The organism is Deinococcus peraridilitoris DSM 19664 (assembly GCF_000317835.1).
GTDB classification, from domain to species: Bacteria; Deinococcota; Deinococci; order Deinococcales; family Deinococcaceae; genus Deinococcus_A; species Deinococcus_A peraridilitoris.
In genome coordinates, this window is sequence record NC_019793.1 from 3,730,139 (window position 1) to 3,748,031 (window position 17,893).

The 17,893-nt window shown below is 64.3% G+C and carries 14 protein-coding genes; 4 read left to right on the forward strand and 10 right to left on the reverse strand.

What is annotated here, in order from left to right:
- Window positions 1-61: 61 nt before the first annotated feature.
- Entirely contained in the window at window positions 62-1,054 is a 993-nt protein-coding gene (gene gap / locus DEIPE_RS18030) for a type I glyceraldehyde-3-phosphate dehydrogenase (protein WP_015237415.1), read from the reverse strand.
- Between the two features lie 250 nt (window positions 1,055-1,304).
- Here gap and DEIPE_RS18035 point away from each other — a divergent pair, with 250 nt between their 5' ends.
- Window positions 1,305-2,711 (forward strand): aspartate kinase, encoded by a 1,407-nt coding sequence (locus tag DEIPE_RS18035; protein WP_015237416.1) that lies wholly within the window; start codon window positions 1,305-1,307, stop codon window positions 2,709-2,711.
- A gap of 205 nt (window positions 2,712-2,916) precedes the next feature.
- On the forward strand, window positions 2,917-3,102 hold the full coding sequence (locus tag DEIPE_RS18040) for a hypothetical protein (protein ID WP_157448926.1): 186 nt from the start codon (window positions 2,917-2,919) through the stop codon (window positions 3,100-3,102).
- 65 nt (window positions 3,103-3,167) lie between these two features.
- Here DEIPE_RS18040 and asnS read toward each other — a convergent pair whose 3' ends face one another.
- The 7 genes from asnS to DEIPE_RS18075 form a co-directional block, all read right to left on the reverse strand.
- Window positions 3,168-4,502, reverse strand: a complete 1,335-nt coding sequence (gene asnS, locus DEIPE_RS18045; RefSeq protein WP_015237418.1) for an asparagine--tRNA ligase — start codon at window positions 4,500-4,502, stop codon at window positions 3,168-3,170.
- Window positions 4,503-4,652: 150 nt separating this feature from the next.
- Window positions 4,653-5,450: a Cof-type HAD-IIB family hydrolase gene (locus DEIPE_RS18050; RefSeq protein ID WP_015237419.1), complete on the reverse strand. Its 798-nt coding sequence runs from the start codon at window positions 5,448-5,450 to the stop codon at window positions 4,653-4,655.
- Window positions 5,451-5,583: 133 nt separating this feature from the next.
- Window positions 5,584-6,459: a PhzF family phenazine biosynthesis protein gene (locus DEIPE_RS18055; RefSeq protein WP_015237420.1), complete on the reverse strand. Its 876-nt coding sequence runs from the start codon at window positions 6,457-6,459 to the stop codon at window positions 5,584-5,586.
- 164 nt (window positions 6,460-6,623) lie between these two features.
- On the reverse strand, window positions 6,624-8,366 hold the full coding sequence (gene aspS, locus DEIPE_RS18060) for an aspartate--tRNA ligase (protein WP_015237421.1): 1,743 nt from the start codon (window positions 8,364-8,366) through the stop codon (window positions 6,624-6,626).
- Window positions 8,363-9,661 (reverse strand): histidine--tRNA ligase, encoded by a 1,299-nt coding sequence (hisS, locus tag DEIPE_RS18065; protein WP_015237422.1) that lies wholly within the window; start codon window positions 9,659-9,661, stop codon window positions 8,363-8,365. The genes aspS and hisS overlap by 4 nt, the downstream gene beginning before the upstream one ends.
- A gap of 118 nt (window positions 9,662-9,779) precedes the next feature.
- Complete coding sequence (locus DEIPE_RS18070; RefSeq protein ID WP_015237423.1) at window positions 9,780-10,148, reverse strand: IPT/TIG domain-containing protein; 369 nt, start codon at window positions 10,146-10,148, stop codon at window positions 9,780-9,782.
- Window positions 10,149-10,252: 104 nt separating this feature from the next.
- Window positions 10,253-11,281: a tyrosine-type recombinase/integrase gene (locus DEIPE_RS18075; RefSeq protein ID WP_052326742.1), complete on the reverse strand. Its 1,029-nt coding sequence runs from the start codon at window positions 11,279-11,281 to the stop codon at window positions 10,253-10,255.
- Window positions 11,282-11,906: 625 nt separating this feature from the next.
- On the opposite strand from DEIPE_RS18075, the gene DEIPE_RS22520 reads away from it, so the two are divergent.
- Window positions 11,907-12,773, forward strand: a complete 867-nt coding sequence (locus tag DEIPE_RS22520; RefSeq protein WP_015237425.1) for a tyrosine-type recombinase/integrase — start codon at window positions 11,907-11,909, stop codon at window positions 12,771-12,773.
- Between the two features lie 301 nt (window positions 12,774-13,074).
- The gene (locus DEIPE_RS18085) at window positions 13,075-13,677 is read left to right on the forward strand and encodes a Rad52/Rad22 family DNA repair protein (RefSeq protein ID WP_015237426.1); all 603 of its coding nucleotides are present in this window, start codon (window positions 13,075-13,077) and stop codon (window positions 13,675-13,677) included.
- Window positions 13,678-13,801: 124 nt separating this feature from the next.
- On the opposite strand, the gene DEIPE_RS18090 is transcribed toward DEIPE_RS18085, so the two are convergent.
- Window positions 13,802-14,455 carry a YqhA family protein gene (locus DEIPE_RS18090; protein WP_015237427.1) on the reverse strand — a complete coding sequence of 218 codons (654 nt, stop codon included), beginning with the start codon at window positions 14,453-14,455 and terminating at the stop codon, window positions 13,802-13,804.
- A 110-nt stretch (window positions 14,456-14,565) separates the two neighbouring features.
- Entirely contained in the window at window positions 14,566-17,877 is a 3,312-nt protein-coding gene (locus tag DEIPE_RS18095) for an AAA family ATPase (RefSeq protein ID WP_015237428.1), read from the reverse strand.
- Window positions 17,878-17,893 lie beyond the last annotated feature (16 nt).

Sequence of the window (17,893 nt, forward strand, 5' to 3'; positions counted from 1 at the left end):
GAACTTCAAGCAAAGGGGCGCGACCGTGCGCGCCCCCGAACGGACAGCCGTGGGCCGGAGCTCAGCCTTTGCTGCTGATCAGCTGGGTGAGGTCGGCGATGCGGTTGCTGTAACCCCACTCGTTGTCGTACCACGAGAACACCTTGGCCATGTTGCCGAGGGACATGGTGAGCTCACCGTCCACGATGGCGCTGTGCGGATCGCCCTGAATGTCCGACAGGACGATCGGATCTTCGGTGTAGGCCATGATGCCCTTCAGTTCGCCCTCGGCCGCACTGCGCAGCGCCCCGTTGATTTCCTCGGCGGTCACGTCACGCTTGAACAGCAGCGTAATGTCGCTGATCGAGCCGGTGGGCGTGGGCACCCGCAGCGAGGAACCATCGAAGCGGCCCTTGAGCTGCGGCAGCACTTTGGCCACGGCAGTGGCGGCTCCTGTGCTGGTGGGAATGATGTTCACCCCGGCGGCGCGCGCGCGTCGCAGGTCCTTGTGCGGCAAATCGAGGACGCGCTGGTCGTTGGTGTAGCTGTGAATGGTGGTCATGAGTGACTTCTCGATGCCGAACGCTTCATCGAGCACTTTCATGACGGGCGCCAGGCTGTTGGTGGTGCACGAGGCGTTGCTGATGATGTGATGCTGCGCGGCGTCGTATTCCTTTTCGTTTACGCCGATCAGCACATCGAAATCGACGTTCTTGGCAGGCGCGGTGATGATCACCTTTTTCGCGCCGCCCTGCAGGTGCTTGCGCGCCTGCTCACCATCGGTGAAGATCCCGGTCGATTCGATGACGATGTCGGCGCCCAGCTCACCCCAGGGAATGGCGGCAGGATCGCGCTCGGCCAGAGCGCGGATGGTGCGCCCGTTGACGGTCAGGTTCTGCTCGTCGTATTCGACCGTGCCATTGAAACGCCCGAAGTTGCTGTCGTACTTCAGGAGCGTCGCCAGGGTGTGATTGTCCGTCAGGTCGTTGATGGCCACGACCTCGACGCCACGCTCGACCAGAATGCGAAAGACGAGGCGGCCAATGCGCCCAAACCCGTTGATTCCGACTTTCATGCGTCCTCCTTGTATCCGGTAATTCTTCCGGTGGGTCGCCATGCGCGACCACGCGCCGCTCATCTTAACCCGGGATCGGCCTGGCCGAGCGGAATGTATATCTCAGGGAAGTTTCACGTTCGGCACAGCGCCCGTGCAGACCCTGCGTGCGCATCAGACAGGTATGGTGGCCATCCCAAAAGGCGGTGTTAGCATGGCACTCGCAGGAGGCTGCGCGGCCAGGCAGGCGCCGGGCCCAGGAGGTAAACGCATGATCATCATGAAATTCGGCGGCACCCTGATGGGTTCCGCGTCCGCCATCGAACGCTCTGCGTCTCTGGTCGCCGCTGAAGTGCGGCGTGGGACGTCGGTGGTCGTGGCCGTGTCCGCGATGGTCGGCGTGACCGATTCGCTGCTGGCGCTGGCGTCGCAGGCGGAACAGGGTGACATCGCCTACGCCAACGACGCGGTCACACAACTGCGCATCCGTCATCTCAGCACCATCGAGACGCTCGGCGGTGCACCGAACTCTGATACGGCGCGCGAGGTGCGCGAACTCTGCGAGTCACTGCGTCAGACGGTCGCCGGGGTCGCGCTGCTCAAAGAGCTCAGCAGGCGTTCGCGCGACCTGATCGTGTCGTTCGGTGAGCGGCTGTCGGCACCCCTGATGGCGCTGGCGCTTGAGAATCTGGGCGTGCGCGCCCACCACCTCAGCGGCGGCGGTGCAGGACTGCTCACCGACGGGCAGTTCGGCAACGCGCGCCCCTTGCCGGAAGCCTACCCACGTCTGCGCGAGCGCCTGGGCGGCCTGCTGGGAGCAGGCCTGACGCCCGTGGTCGCCGGTTTCATCGGTGAGACCACCCAGGGCGTCACGACGACCCTGGGGCGCGGCGGAACCGATTACACCGCCACCATTATCGGGGCCGCGCTGTCGGCGGCGGAAGTCTGGACCTGGAAAGATGTCGACGGGGTCATGAGCGCCGATCCGCGCCTGGTGGAGGGTGCACGCAATCTGGCGCAGCTCAGTTATGCCGAGGTGATGGAACTGGCCTATTTCGGCGCCAAAGTGCTGCACCCGCTGGCCGTCACCCCGCTGCAGCAAAGCGGCATTCCCCTGCGCGTGAAGGGCGCCGCGGATCCCGACCATCCGGGCACGCTGATCGTCGCGGAGCCTCAAATCGATCCGGCGCACCCGGTGAAGGCCGTGACGGCCATTCGTAACCTGGCGGTGCTGACAGTGGGAGGCGCGGGTCTGGTCGGGGTGCCGGACGCCTTCGGCCAGATTTTTCAGGTCCTCGCGCGTGAGGAGATCAATGTTCATATGATCTCTCAGGGAAATTCGCAGGCGACCCTCTCGCTGGTGGTGAGTCAGCCCGACGCTCGCCGGGCCGCTGAAGTGCTGAAGCGTGACCTGGGAAACAGCGGGTATCCGCGTGAGCTGCACCTGCAGGAAAACGTCGCGGTGGTCGCGGTCGTGGGCGAGGGTATGCGCGGCTCGCGCGGCGTGGCCGCCCGGCTGTTTGGTGCGGTGGCGCAGGCCAATGTCAACCTGCTGATGATCGCGCAGGGATCGAGCGAGCTCAACATTTCCTTTGCCATCGAGAACCGCGATGTGGAAGCTGCCGTGCGTGCGGCCCACGCTGCGTTCGAACTCGGCGCGCAACTGCGCCCCGCCTGAGCTTTCTCTTTGAAGCGCCCCGCGAGCACTCGCCGGGCGCTTGATTTATCGTCCTCGGGCGCGGGCGGATAAGCCGTCCGGCGCAGCGCCGCTAAGCGTTCGCGTCCGGGCGGCTTAACTCATTCAGGGCATGTCCGGCCGGGTGCCGCCGAGGACAATGAAGCTGGTGGGCGGGCAGCTGCCCGACACCCAAGGAGCGCCGATCATGAACTCGGAATATTACGAACACATCCGCGACGCCCAACACCGCATCGATCAACTCCACCGGGAGGCGCAGAGCCGCCGCGACGTCAAGGCCGCCTTCGCGAATCCGCCGGTCGACCGCACGCCGTTGCTGGCCCGCCTCTTTCGCCGCCACGCGCACGCCCAGCCGAATTCCCACAGCGCCTGATGCCCACTTCACACTTTACCCGACGAGACCCGCCAAGGCACCGGCGGGTCTCGTGCTGTCTTGCGTCAGGGTTTCATGCGGCTCAGCATGCGCGGAAACGGAATGACTTCGCGGATGTGCTCGCTGCCGGTGATCCACATCACGAAACGCTCCAGGCCGAGTCCGAATCCTGCGTGGGGTACGCTGCCGAAACGGCGCAGATCGAGATACCAGTCAAAAGCGTCCAGCGGCAGCCCGTGCTCTTCGATGCGGCTTCTGAGCAACCCGTAGTCGTGAATGCGTTGTGACCCGCCGATGATCTCGCCGTAGCCTTCCGGCGCGATCATGTCGTCGCACAGCGCGAGCCGCTCGTCCTCGGGGTCGGGCTGCATGTAAAAGGCCTTGATGGCGGCCGGATAGCGTTCCACGATCACCGGACGGTCGAAGTGATGTCCCAGGATCGTCTCGTGTGGAGCGCCGAAATCGTCACCCCACTCGACGGGCTGGGTGTCGGGGGAGACGTTGGGGGGCAGGTCTGCGGACTCGATGTGCTGACGAATGATCTTTAATGCCTCGGTGTAGGTTACCCGTGGATAATTCCCCTCGGCCGCTCCCGCCAATTTGGTGAGGTCGCGGCCCAGCATTTGCAGTTCGGCTGCGCATTCCTGCAGGACCTGGCGTACGACGCTGCTCACGAACCGCTCTTGCAACGCCATGTTCTCCTGATGGTTCGAGGGAGCGACTTCGGGTTCCACCATCCAGAATTCGAGCAGGTGACGACGTGTTTTGGATTTCTCGGCCCGGAAGGTCGGCCCGAAGGTATAGACCTTGCCAAAGGCGAGCGCCCCGGCCTCGGCGTGGAGTTGCCCGGTCTGGCTGAGGTATGCCTTGTCCTCGTCAAAGAGGTTGATTTCGAAAAGTTCGGTGGTGTCCTCGGCGGCATTGGGCGTGAAAAAGGGTGAGTCGAAACGCACGAAGCCTTCCCCGTGAAAGAAGTTGATCATTGCGCGCTGCACGCAGTCGCGGACGCGCATGATCGCCCAGGGCCGACGGTGGCGGGTGTAGAGGTGACGCTGGTCGAACAGGAACTCGACGCCGTGCTCCTTGGGCGTGATGGGGTATTCGCCCTCGTTCTGGCTGAGGGGGCGAAGATCGCGCACCGAAATTTCCACGCCGCCCGGGGCGCGGTCGTCTTGGCGTACCAGGCCGGTGATGGTTACGGCCTGCTCCTGAACCAGCCGGCGGGCAGACTCGAAGACGTCCTCGCTGACGTCGTTCTTGAATACGGTGGCCTGCACGAAGCCGCTGCCGTCGCGCAGCTTGAGAAAGTGCAGCTTTCCTTTGCTGCTTTTGTCGGTGAGCCAGCCCGTCAGGCTGATCTCCTGGTCGATATGCTGTGAAAGCTGGGCAATGGACGCCATGACGCCGATTATACGGAGGACGCCAAGGCTGATTCGCGACGGTACAGATTTCACGAGCGCGGCATATCGTGAAATGATTCACTATCCGCAGTAATGTGGATATGGACGCGGAACCCGCTCCGCCGGGCTGTGCCCCCAGGCGTGTCGACGTCAGTCGATGGTCAGGGCCAACTCCAGCGCTTCGGCCAGGCCGCCCTCGTCGACGTGGCTGACCACCACCCGAGCCGACTCCAGCGCTTCCGCTTCGGCGTTGCCCATCGCCACCGCATACCCGGCAGCCCGCATGGCCTGCGCGTCGTTGGGACCGTCGCCGATCATCATAGTCCGTTCGATGGGTACGCCGTACGACGCGGCCACGCTTCGAAGTGCGCTGGCCTTGTCGATGCCTTCGGTGGTGAGGCTGATGAACATGGTGTCGGGCATGACGGGTGATCCCGCCGGCGAGAGGGTCATTCCACGGTGATCTTCAGACAGCACCTCATCGGTTTCCTCGATGGGCACGACCCATTGCGCCCGGACGACCTGCCCCTGAAGCGACAGCAGGTCACGCGGCTCGAACGGCAAGCCCAACAGCGCCGCGTGCTCACGGGCACGTCGGGCCGTGTTTTCCACCGCGTACGCTGAGTCGGTGTAGAGTTCCAGAATTCGCCCCAGACGCCGCGAGCGCTCGATCAGTGCCGCCACTGCCCGCATTGGCAGGGGCGAGGAGCGTGAGGTGAGGCTGCGCGTGTTGACAATGCTGGCGCCATTCTGAAAAATGTGCCAGCCGTCCGGGTCGAGCCGTTCGGCGTAGCCGCGTGCCTTGCCGAAGGCAGGACGGCCCGAGCAGATCGCCAGACGGATGCCCGCTTCACGGGCGCGTGCTGCCGCTGCCCACACCTCGGGCAAGACGTCACCAGAAGAGCCGACCAGCGTTCCGTCCACATCGATGCAAACGAGTCCAAGCATTCGCCCAGTCTACCGGGCAGCAGGCAGTGCGCGTTGCCTCCGGCAGCTGGCGATTCGCATGGTCCGTGGAATACCTCGAGCTGGAGTTTTGGAGTCCTGCCAGCTCGTGGGCGAGCGCAGATGGGTCGGGCAGTCAGAGACGGCCTTCGTGTTCGAGCACCGCGCACCCGCCGACCCGGATGCACGAGATCTGCTCGCGATCGAGCCGCACTTCCACGATCACCTCGCCGGGGCTGCCCATCGCGTGGCCCTGCAGGCAGTATCCGTGGGTGGTGTTGCCGCGACGGGGCAAGGTTCCGGCGGCGGTCAGGAGCGCGATCAGCGCACCCGAGGAGCTGCCCGTCACGGGATCTTCGGGAATGCCGACCAGCGGGCTGAAGTCGCGGGTGTAAAAGGTGTCGGGTTTGACAGGGGCGTAAGGATGCAGGCCGGTCACGCCAAGCTCGCGGCTGAGTGCTGTAATTTCGTGCATATCCGGATCGAGAGCGTCGACGACGAAGCTGTCGACCACGGGCACGAAAGTCGTCCACAGTCCGGTGCTGGCACTTGAGAGGGGCAGGCCACGGTGGAGGAGACGCTCGTCAATGCCCAGGGCGCCCGCGATACGCTTGCGCAGTTCACGGGGCACCGGCCGGACCTCCAGTTGACGCTGCTGCATCCAGATGCGTTTGGGCACACCCCGTTCAGCTTCGAGCGAGAGGGGGATCTGGCCGATCAACGTGTTCACCTGGAGGTCTTCACCCTGCCATAGTCCCTGTGAAACCAGCACAAGTCCGAGGGCCACGGTGGCGTGGCCACAAAATTCAATCTCCTGGGTGGGTGTGAAATAGCGGACCCGGACGGTGCCGGGCGCCCGGTCCGTGATGAAGACGGTTTCGGGCACTCCCAGCCGAGCGGCGAAGCCCTGCATCTCGATGTCGGAAAGGTGTTGTGCCGACACCACGACGCCGGCTTGGTTGCCGTGACCGGGCGTCTCCGTGAAGGCACTCACCTGGCAATAGGCGATCATGTATTCCAGGCTAGCGTGAGATGACCCCGAGTGGTGTGAGACGGCAGACCGAAATTTCACGAGCCAGCTTTATCGTGAAGCATTTCACAAGGTATTTCATCGGTTGTGCCGCCCTGGGCCAGTCCAAGCGTTAAGGGTGAGGAACAATACCCCACCCTCACCCGTCAATCGCGACGAAGGGCCAGGCCGAGATCGGCGAGCTGTGCTTCCTCGACCGGTCCGGGTGCTTCGGCCATCAAATCGCTGCCACGGTTGTTCTTCGGAAAGGCGATGACCTCGCGAATACTCGACGCGCCCGACATCACCATCACCAGCCGGTCCAGTCCCCAGGCGATGCCCCCGTGGGGTGGCGTACCGTACTCCAGCGCGTCCATGAAAAAGCCAAACTTCTCGCGGGCCTGAGCTTCGCTGAAACCAATGGCTTCGAACATCCTGGTCTGGACTTTCGGGTCGTGAATTCGTACCGAGCCACCGCCGACCTCAAAGCCGTTGAGCACCAGGTCGTAGGCCTGTGCCCGGATCCGGCCCTGCTGCTCGGTGCCAAAGTACTGCTCGTCCGCTGGATGGGGGGCAGTGAAAGGGTGGTGCATATACGTCCACTTTCCCGTTTCCGGGTCACGGTCGAGCTGCGGAAAGTCGGTGACCCAGGCAATGTGAAACCGGGGTCCCTTTGCTGCCAGGTCAAATAGGTCACGCAGCGCGATACGCACCGCGCCCAACGCCTCGACGGCGCCACGCCATTCACCGGCCGAGAAGAGCAGGGTCTCACCGGTCTGTACACCCGTGCGGCTCAGCAGTTGTTCACGCTGCGCCTCGACGAACTTGCTGATGCCACCGCCGAAGCCGTCCGCGTCACGGCGCAGCCAGGCCAGGCCACGTGCGCCGTTCTGTTTGGCCACCCGTTCCAGTTCGTCGATCTGCTTGCGCGTCAGTTCTGGAGCGCGCAGTACTTTGACCGAGCCGCCCGCTGCTACGGCATCGGCGAATGCCTTGAACGACGCACCGCGAAAGAGGTCGGTCACGTCGACAAAGGCGGACTCGAAGCGCAGGTCCGGCTTGTCCGAGCCGTAGCAATCCATGGCCTCGAAGTACGTCAGACGGGGAAAAGGCGAGGGCAGCTCGACGTCCAGCACGCTCTGAAAGACGTGGCGCAGCAGACGCTCGTTGAGGTCGAGGATGTCGTCTTGTCCGACAAAGCTCATTTCCAGATCGAGCTGGGTGAAATCGGGCTGCCGGTCGGAGCGTAAATCCTCGTCGCGAAAACAGCGCGCGATCTGATAGTAACGGTCGAAGCCCGAGATCATCAGCAGCTGCTTGAAAAGCTGCGGTGACTGCGGCAGCGCGTAGAACTCGCCCTGGTTGAGACGCGAAGGGACCAGAAAGTCGCGCGCGCCCTCGGGCGTGCTCTTGGTAAGCATGGGCGTCTCGACATTCAGAAAGCCCTCCTGGTCGAGAAAGCGGGTAACGGCCGCCACGACCTTGGAGCGCAGCAGAAAATTGCGAAACATCTCCGGTCGGCGCAAATCGAGGTAACGGTAGCGCAAGCGGACGTCCTCGCTGACCCGCTCACCGGCGTCCAGCTCGAACGGGGGCGTGCGGGCTTCGTTGAGCACCTCGAGTCGCCGGGCCACCAGCTCAAAGGCCCCCAGGCCCTCCTTGCGCTGCCCTTCGGGACGCAGCCGCAGCTCGCCCTCGACCTCGACCACGTACTCCGCACGCACCTTCTCGGCGTTCGCAAAAGCGGCGCTGCCCGGCTCGATTTCCACCTGGACCGTGCCGCTGCGGTCGCGCAGCTCGATAAAGATCAGTTTGCCCAAATCACGCCGACGCGCGACCCAGCCTTGCAGGACGACGTTCTGTCCGATCCAGCTTTCGGTGATTTCCTCGATGTATCCGGTGCGTTTCACTGCATTACTCCTTCGAGCAGGCGGCCGAGGTCGCTTTGCGCGACCGACTGCTGCTCGCCCGTGACAAGATTTTTGAGGCTGACCGTGCCGTTGTGCGCTTCTTCAGAACCCAGCAGCGCTGCAAAATGTGCACCTTTTTTGACGGCCTCACCGAGGGCGGCGCCCGGCTTGCGGGCGCGCACACCAAACTCGGCCCGTCCGAAGCGGCGGGCCTGCAAGGCGAGTCCGGCGGCAGCGCCCAACAGCTCCTCGTCCAGCGCCACGACATACAACAACGGGCCTTTGGCGGCGGGCAACTGGGCGCCTTCGTGTCCCAGCGCGATGAGGGCACGCTCGACACCAAATGCCCATCCGACGGCCGGCGTCTCCTGACCACCCAGTTGACCGATCAGACCGTCGTACCGCCCGCCACCACCCAAGGCACTCTGCGCGCCAATGCCGGTGTGGTGGATTTCCCAGGCCGTGCGGTTGTAGTAATCGAGCCCGCGCACAATCGTTGGGTCTACCTCAAAAGGCACGCCCCACGAAGTCAGATATCCCTGGACCGCCTGAAAGTGCGCGGCTGCCTGCGGTCCCAGAAAGTCCAGCATGGGTAGCGGACGGAGTTCGTTCAGCAGCGCACGGTCGCCCTTGTCCTTGCTGTCGAGAATCCGCATGGGGTTGCGCTGCAGGCGGTCGATGGAATCAGCGCTCAACCGCGCTTCGTGCGCCGTGAATAATGTTTGCAGATACCCGTTGTAGCGCGCGCGGTCCTCAGGGTCGCCCACCGAGCCCAGCTGCACCCGGGTGCCGCGCACGCCCAGCTGCGCAAACACCTCGACCATCAGTGCGATCGCCTCGGCATCGACGAGCGGATCGGGCGAACCGATCACCTCGTAGTCCACCTGATGAAACTGTCTAAGACGGCCTTTCTGGACGTTCTCCGCCCGAAACATCGGACCGTGGGTCCACAGCCGCAGGGGAGAGGGCAGCTGCTTGAGGCCATTCTCGAGAAAGGCACGTGCAATCGGAGCGGTGCCTTCCGGGCGCAGAACGTACTTGTCACGTTCCTCGAAGTACGACACCGTGAACATCTCCTTGCGAACGATGTCAGTCGAGCCGCCCACGCCGCGCCGCACAACCTCGACGTACTCGAACATCGGCGTCGAGATGAACTGGGCACCCGAACGCTCGATCACGTTCTGCGCCGTGCTGGTCACGAAACGGTGCCAGCGCTCGCTGGTCATCGGTTCGAGCTTTGGTGAACCCTCGGGCAACTGGTCCTGTGTGCCCTTCGGTCGCTGCAATAAGGCCATGAGGGCGATTGTAGAGCTTTGGCATCGGACACGGCAGCTGTGCGGTTGGGTAACTCCAGATGACGCTACCCAAAAAAAACCACGGGAACCTCCTGGTTCCCGTGGTTCGGCGCCTTCGCTATTCCTTGATGCTGTACGGCAAACCCGTCGAGCGCATGTCACCCACTTCGATGAACAGCCAGAAGGCGCCCGCCGGCGCCCCGGGCGGCACACGGAAGACAATCTGCGAATCGGTCCAGCTGACGATGGCGTCCGCAGGAACCAGATACCCGCCATTGCCGTTTTCGGTGGCGCCCAGACGAATCCGGCCCGTCTTGGGGCCTCCCAGGTAACGCCCCTGCACGGTGACCGGTTCTCCCACCCGCGCCGATTCGCTGACCTTGATCAGCACCGGGGTCACGGTGACGCCCGCCACAGCCTGAGAACGCGGAGCGCAGCCTGCCAGCGCCGGCAAAAGCAAAACAGAACAGAGCAAAACTCGCAACACGATGTGCCTCCGTGCTGTCAGTCTAGCGGCCTGCTGAAGAACGGGTCAAATAAACTCTCATAATTGATAGGTAGGGGCCTGACGAAGCGAGCCACGGCAGCCCATTACATGGATTCGATGCGCTCGAGCGCTTCCCGGCGGATGTCCGTGTCCATTTTGGCGTAGATGGCGCTGGTCGTCACCGAGGCGTGCCCCAGAAGATCGGACACCACGTGCAAATCCCGGGTTGCCCGGTACAGTCGCGTTCCGGCCGTCCGGCGCAAGGTGTGAACGCCGGACATGTCCTTGGGCAGGCCAGCCGCGGCCAGATACCCGTTCACAATGCTCGACAGCCCGCGAGCGCTCAGACGCGCGCCTGGTCTGCCAGGTCTGAAACTGATCAGCAAGGGCGCTTCGCCGCCTGACGGTGCACTGGACACCTGCGCACGAACACGCAGCCAAGCGTCGAGCAGCGCCCCCACGCTGCGTGTGAGGGGCACCCGGCGTGCACGGCCACCCTTGCCCCGGCGGATGTGCACATCCATGACCTGCAAGTCGACGTCCTGCACATCGAGCGCCACCATTTCGGAGGCCCGCAGTCCGAGGGTGACGCCGAGGGTCAGCAGTACCTCGTCACGCCACGCGACACGCTCGTCTTTCGCCAACTCGCGCGGCAGGGTGAGCAGGCGCGCGACCTGCCCCAGCGGGATGGCCGGTTTGCGCGTATGGGCGGGTGTCGGGTCGAACGGTGGCCGGACGTCGCGCGCCGGGTCATGGCCGACCGCGCCTGCCCAGTGCAGCGCGCGAAACAGCGCCCGCACTCCGTACAGGTAAGTCCGGATGCTGGTGAGCTGAAGCGAGCGCTCGCGCAACGAGCGCAGGTAAGCCTCGACGACTTCCGTGTCGAGCTGGTTCAGGGCGTGTCGCGGTCGGTCGGCGGGACCACAGAACGTCAGAAAGTCACGCACGGCGAGGCTGTAGCTGCGCACGGTGGACGCGCTCACCAGTCCAGCTTTGCGGCTTTTGACGGACAGGTAGTACTGCAGCAGGTCGATCAGGACCGCCGCGTCCTGCTGATGCGCGGCCCGCAAAGCCTCCCGGCGGCGGTTTTCGGCATGATGCCATCGAGAAACGGGCACGAGCGACGTGGACACCCCTTCAGTATGCTGTACTGCCGCTTATTGATGTTAGCAGCAGTATTATGGACGGCGCCCGCAACACATCACAAAAACCCTGCCTCAGACACAGAATTTTTGCAGGCTCACAGAATCGCCGTGAAGGGCCTGCGGAAAGTTTCCGAGGGTTTTTGTACCCGGGGCTTATGCTGCGCCAAATCGAGGTGCGGCCGGTTCTGGGAAAACGGGCAACCAGCCACTACGTCCAGCCACTACGTGCGGTGTCCGGACGGACCCAGCGTAGTGGTAGCGCGGGTCAAGAAAACAGGCTGGTGCGCGGCGCACGACGATCTGGGATTGGCCAGCCTGCAAATTGAGCACACACCACAATGACCAGCATTGAATCAGTTGAGAAGTAGGTTGCCCTGATCACAAGCGGTCAGGGCAACCCGGAGAGCCGCGAACGCTCAAAAGTCGCCAGTTTTCGTCATAACTCGTATTATGTTGGAATACTACCGATGTGTGGTGGGTTCTGCCCCATCGTCTGTTCTCGCTTCCGGACATTACCGCGCTTGGCGTCCTCGCCTGCGCGTCCGGCATACTGGACAGGTGCCGCTTGATTTTTGGTTTCAGGATGTGCGACGTGACATGAACGCGGTGTCCGGTGAGTAAGCGTCACGCCGAAGTGCAGCGCGCCCTCGAGGAATTTGATGTCGAGGTGGCGCTCCGACTGGTTCGTGGTCATGCCCGGCGTGGTGTCGTCAGCGACCATACCCTGGAGGCCTACCGCACTGGCCTGCTGCAGTTTTTCCGTTACCTGCAAGAGCAGCGACTGACCGTGCTTGGTTTCGACCGCCTCGAGGCCGGACTGTACCGTGACACCTTGCGACGCCGCCACAAAGCCGCTACGGTGATCGCCCGACTGGCTCCGGTGCGTCAGCTGTACCGCGCCCTGCAGATCGAGGAAATCGCGCCCGGCGATCCTTTTGCCGAAGTGGTGGTCGCCAAGCCCAGCGACGCGCCACCTCGCCCCTACACCCCCGACGAGATAAGGCAGATGCTGACCTGTCCACTGACGCCGACCGAGGAAACGCTTTTGCTGCTCGGGGCCAACGCTGGCCTGCGCCGTGACGAGATGCTCAAGCTGACCTGGGGTGATGTCGATTTGGCTGGGGGACGCCTGCGGGTGTTCGGAAAAGGAAAGAAAGAGCGCTCGGTACGCATCTCGCGCTCCTTGCGTGCAGCACTCGAACGGCTTCGGGAAGCGACAGGCAAACCGGCCACGGAGTCCCGCGTCCTGGGGCTCGATACCACCCATCAGCTGGTGTACGCGCTGGAAAAAATCGTGGCGCGAGCGCACGTCCAGTGGCGTGGCGTTCATTCGCTGCGCCGGGCTGCCGGTTCACGGCTGCACCGTGAAACCGGCAGCCTCCAGGCGGCCCAGAAGCTGCTGGGACATGCTTCGATTGAGACTACGACGCGCTATACCTACCACGACGAAACTCATGACGCCACGGTCGAGGATTGGTGACGCTCGCGCCCGTCCGAGTTCCTCAGTTCTCGCTGTGCTCCCCTGCTTGGATATGGGCGAGCGAACTCTAGCTTGTGGAACGAATGCAGAGTTACCGGAACGACCAAACATGCGTCAAGTGAATTGTTTCACGATATTTGGGTCTCGTGAATGAATTACCGGGATTGGTTTTATAAGCGCTCCGAGGCCGACTTCACAGCCCTCTGGTCAGGTCGGTCATATCCGCCGCGCGCGCCATCAGGGAAACATATCGACGATATTCTGCCTTGAACAGAACCGTATTCTGTTATATACTAAATCCATGAAACTGAGCGATGTCCAGAGACGGCTCGCCGCCCCTTTTCCAGGTCATTTGGTGGATTGGCGGGCTCAAGCGGTGAGCAAAGACAGAAAGCGCGCGCTGATGGTGGCCTTTGTCAATGCCCGGGCCGTCATGGACCGACTCGACGCAGTGTGCCCAAACGACTGGTCCTTCGAGGTCGAAGTCGTCGAGCAGGCCACAACGCCCACCGTCAAAGGACGACTCACCATATTCGGAACGGTCCGCGAAGACATCGGCGAAGCCGGCGAGGGCGACGCTGCCACGCTCAAGGCGGCCGTCAGCGACGCCTTGAAACGCTGCGCGGTCCATTTCGGCGTCGGCCGGTACCTGTATGACCTGCCCCTGCAGTGGACGGATTGGGATGACACCCGGCGCACACCCATGCGTGCCATGCAGTTACCCGAATGGGCACTGCCGGAGCCCGAGCGCACACCGGGGGGAGCCCACCTGGTGCAGGCCCTGGAGCAGCTTCGCTTCGAGCTGCCGGCCGACCTCGCCGTGCAGCGTGAAATGTACAAGCACTTGCGCGCGGCTCTCGCGGCCCTCAGACCAGGCGAAGAATCGGGCGATCAGGCCGCCTGAGTTCGGCCCCGTTCTGGCAAAGTTCGCGCGGTCACGGTGGATCACTTGCTACTGAAAGGTGAGCCACCGTCGCCATATTGAGGTCGAGTCGTGGCCGGGGCGATATGCCCGCCGGTCAAGGCACTCAACGCTCCTCGTCATGCTGGACCGACGGGCCCCGACCCTCGATATCTTCCGGACGAATCATGTGTTCTTCGTGGTCCTCCTGAAACAATTCCTTTTTGGCCCGTTCCTGCACGTCCGGATGGTGTGCCTGCTGGTCCTCTTTGGCCCGGTGACTGTAGCGCTGGAAAAAGACCAGTGCCGCGACCACGACCGCAAAGGCCACACCGAACTGCAACGTCTCAATGGGCTCAGTCCAGCGAATGAAGTGTTCCAGGAACGTGATGCTCATGATCACGATGACCACGCTGACCACCTTGCTTTCCAGGTCGTTGAGGGTCTCTACCCCCAACGACACGGTCAGGTTGAGCGGCGCGATGAACAGACTGTACAGACCGACGCCGATGATGTAGAACACCACCGCCTTGAGCATGACGCTGACGATCTCCAGAAACTCGACGGTCAGGTCGGTGGAATTGAGCTTTCCCCCAACCACCTCACTCCAGGCAGACCACACACTGTAAGCCGCCTGCACGGTACCCAGCAAAAAGAGCGACACGGCGACGAGCATCACGGCGATCACTGCCAACAGCACAATGAAACGGGATTGGCCCACCGCACGGCTGAAGGGAGTCGGCGGCTTACCCGAACGGTCGTGTGTACTGGAATTAGCCATGACGATTCCACTATGCCGCCCTGACAGGCGAGTGACGTTCACGTGAAATAGAGAAATGCGGTGTGGGGCGAACAGCCCGGAGCCGGCGAGGTGAGGAGCGGCAGGGACGCCTACTGCGCCGAAGTCACGGACGCCACGGCCTCGGAGGGGTGTTTGATGCTCAGAACTCTCGATGCGCCGCTGCTGTCCGTGGTGACTCCCCACAGAGCGTGAGCCACTTCCATGGTCGCCTTCTGGTGGGTCACCAGGATAAACTGGGCCCCGCGTGCCGCGAAGACCTGCAGAAAATGCGTGAAGCGCCGGATATTGGCTTCGTCGAGCGGAGCGTCCACTTCGTCGAGCACGGCCAGCGGCAACCCACGGTTTTCGGTGGCGTGGCCCAACGCGAACAGAAACGCCAGACCGGCCATCGTGCGCTCACCCGCCGACAAAAGGTTCATCGCACGCGTCCGCTTCCCGCGGGGCTGCACTGCCAGACGCAGCCCAACCAAGTAACCGCGTTCGTCACGCTCGGTCAGCAGTTCTCCCTCGCCGCCCAGCAATTCGCCGGCGTACTCCACGAAGGCCTGCTGTACACGGGCGTAAGCGAGAGCCAGCTGGGCCTGGGCGTCGCGTTCGATCTCGCCCAGCAGGCGGCGCAGTTCACCTGCCGCGTCTTCAGCGTCCTGCCGCTCAACGCTCAGGGCGTCCAGTCGCTGACGTTCGGACTGGTACTCGGTTTCGGCCCGGGCGTTCACGACGCCCAACTCGGCGAGCTCACGCGAAACCCGCGTCAGCTCACTTTGCCACTCGCGTGACGTGCCGGGCAGCAACGCTCCGGGAGGCACGTCTTCCACTGCTGCTTCGCGCCGCGCGAGCGTCAGCCGGACTTCTTCCAGTTCCGCACGCAGTCTGTTCTGGCGTCCGATCAGGCTGGTATAGCGCTGGGTGACCTGCGATCTCCGCTGCTCCAGACGCTCGACCTCACCTTCGTCAAACCCGCCGAGGTCGGCACGCCGCCGGGCTGCCTCCGCGCGTGCGCCCTGCACCAGCTGGCGCTGGTGCAGGGTCGCCTGTCCGAGTTCCGTGCTCCGCACGTCAATGGCGTGCGCCCGCTCCAGGGCAGCGCGGTAGGTGTTCCAACGCGCCGTCAGCTCACGTGCACCCGAAAAGGCGTCCTGGGAGGCCCGCTCGGCTTCCCGTGCCGTCTGGGCCGCCACACGCAGGGCGGCCAGGGCCTCCTCGCGGGGTGCGAGTTCGGGCAGCTCCGCCGCGGAAGACGCGTTCTGCGGCACGGCCGTGAGGCGTTCCCTCAACGCGTCGAGGGTGCGTTCGGCACTTGCGACAGCCGCCTCGGCACCGCTGAGCTGCTGTTCGCGCTGACGCTCCTGGTGCGCAGCGTCTTCACGTCCACGCAGCAACGCGTCGTACCGGGTGTCGAGCTCACCGAGCTGCGCCGTGAGCTCAAGGAGCAGCGCACCCAATTCACGCTCGCGGGACTCGATGGACGCCAGTTCGTCGTGCAGCTCGGCCAGGCGGCGCTGATCGGCGAGGTGGCTGGTACCCGAATCACGCAGGCGCCCACCGGTCAACGCACCTCCAGGCTCCAGCACTTCGCCGTCCAGGGTCACCAGCCGTGGACGCTGGGCGTGAATGCGGGCCAGGCGGGTGGCAGTACGGGCATCCTGTACCAGCAGGCTGTCGGCGAGCAGCACGTTTGCAACGATGGCGGGCGCGCTCGGACACAGCTCTGCCAGGTTGCCCAGCACGCCCGGTTCGCGCAGCAGGACAGCGTCCCGCCGGGAGCGGGGCCGCAACAGGTCGAGCGGCAGAAAGGTCGCCCGGCCACCCACCCGTTTGAGGTGCTCGATGATTTCCCGTGCGACCTCGGCACGCTCGACCACCACCTGCTCCAGGCGCCGCCCCAGCGCGGCCGACACGGCCGTCTCGAAGTCGCCGGGTACTTCCAGCAGGTCGGCCACGGCGCCGACAATGCCGGGAACGCCGCTTTTCAGCGCATTGCGTGCACCTTCGCCGTAGCGAGCGAAGCTGGCCAGCAGACTGTCGAGGCGGGTGCGTTCGCGCTGCAGCGGGCCGCGGGCCGACGACAGGGCCTGCAGCTCTGAGCGGGCGTCGCGCAACCGCGAGCGTGCCGCTTCGCGACCACTGGCCAGTTGTTCAAAGCCCTGCTCGCCCGCTTCACACCACATGTGGGCAGTTTCGAGCGCCATACGGGCCTCCTCCCGCGCCAGCCGCGCCTGTTCGAGCGTCTCCTCGACCCGCTCGAACTCGGCACGCAACGTGGACTGCTGCGCGTCGACTCGCGCCAGGCGTTCGGAGGCCTGGGCGTGGACCGTGCGAATTCGCGTGAGGTCACGTTCGAGGGATCGGCATTCGCTCTCCAGCCGTTCGGCTTCATCACGTGTCCGGCGAAGCGTCAGCTCCAGCGCGGCCAGATCCGGCGCGGCGCGGTCCGGTGCCGTCAGTTCCAGCCCGGCGCGTTCACGGGCGAACCGCGACGACTCGCCTTGCAGGTGATTCAGGTACGTCTCCGCCTGCCGGCTGGCCTCATCCGCCGCGCGCAGCAGCTCGAGGGCGGCACGGTGGGCGCTGCGCCGCTCAGTCGCTGCGGCGAGCTCCTCACGAAGCGCTTCCTGCTCGTCCTGAGCCTGACGCAACGCTTGCGCCGCTTCGAGGGAGCGCGCGGCCAGCTGCAGTTCTCCGGCGCGCAGGGTTTCGATTTCGGCAGCGAGCGCTTCCTGACGGGACCGCACCAGGGCGTCACGCAGCGCCAGTTCGCGCAATGCCAGTTCGCGCGCCCGCCGGGCCGCTCGGGCGTCTGCAGCCAGCACGTCCACGCGCTGCGCCAGTTCGTCTTCGAGCAGCCGCAGCGTGTCGAGCGACCCGTCGGCCTCGCGCAGCCGCGCGTGCGTCTCGTCGCGCGCAGCACTCAGGCGGCTCAGGTCGGCGGCCTCTTCGAGATAGCCGAGCAGCGTGCGAGGTTCGGCCTGTACCACGCCCGAGACCTCACCCTGGCCGATGACCGCCAGGCCACCGGGGCCCAGTCCGCTGCCACGCAACGCGCCGTGAATGTCGCGTGCCCGGGCCGGACGTCCGTCGAGGTCCTGTTCGGCGCTGCCGTCCCGATAGACACGGCGCGCGAGGTTGAGCCGGGCGGCAGTCGGCAGGCCGCGCAGTTCGAGGGTGACTTCCGCGAATCCCAGCGGAGCTTTGCCTCCCGAGCCGTGAAACACCAGTTCACTGGCCCGCCCAGCCCGTAGCTCGCGCGCGCGGGCGCCGTGGGTGGCCCAGCGCATCGCCTCGACCACGTTGCTTTTACCGCTGCCGTTGGGCCCGATGATGGCCGTGATGCCCGGGCCCAGGTCCAGGCGCGCTTTGTCGGCGAAGCTTTTGAAGCCCTGCAGCGATATGGCGGTGATCATGATGAAAGTGAGCGCG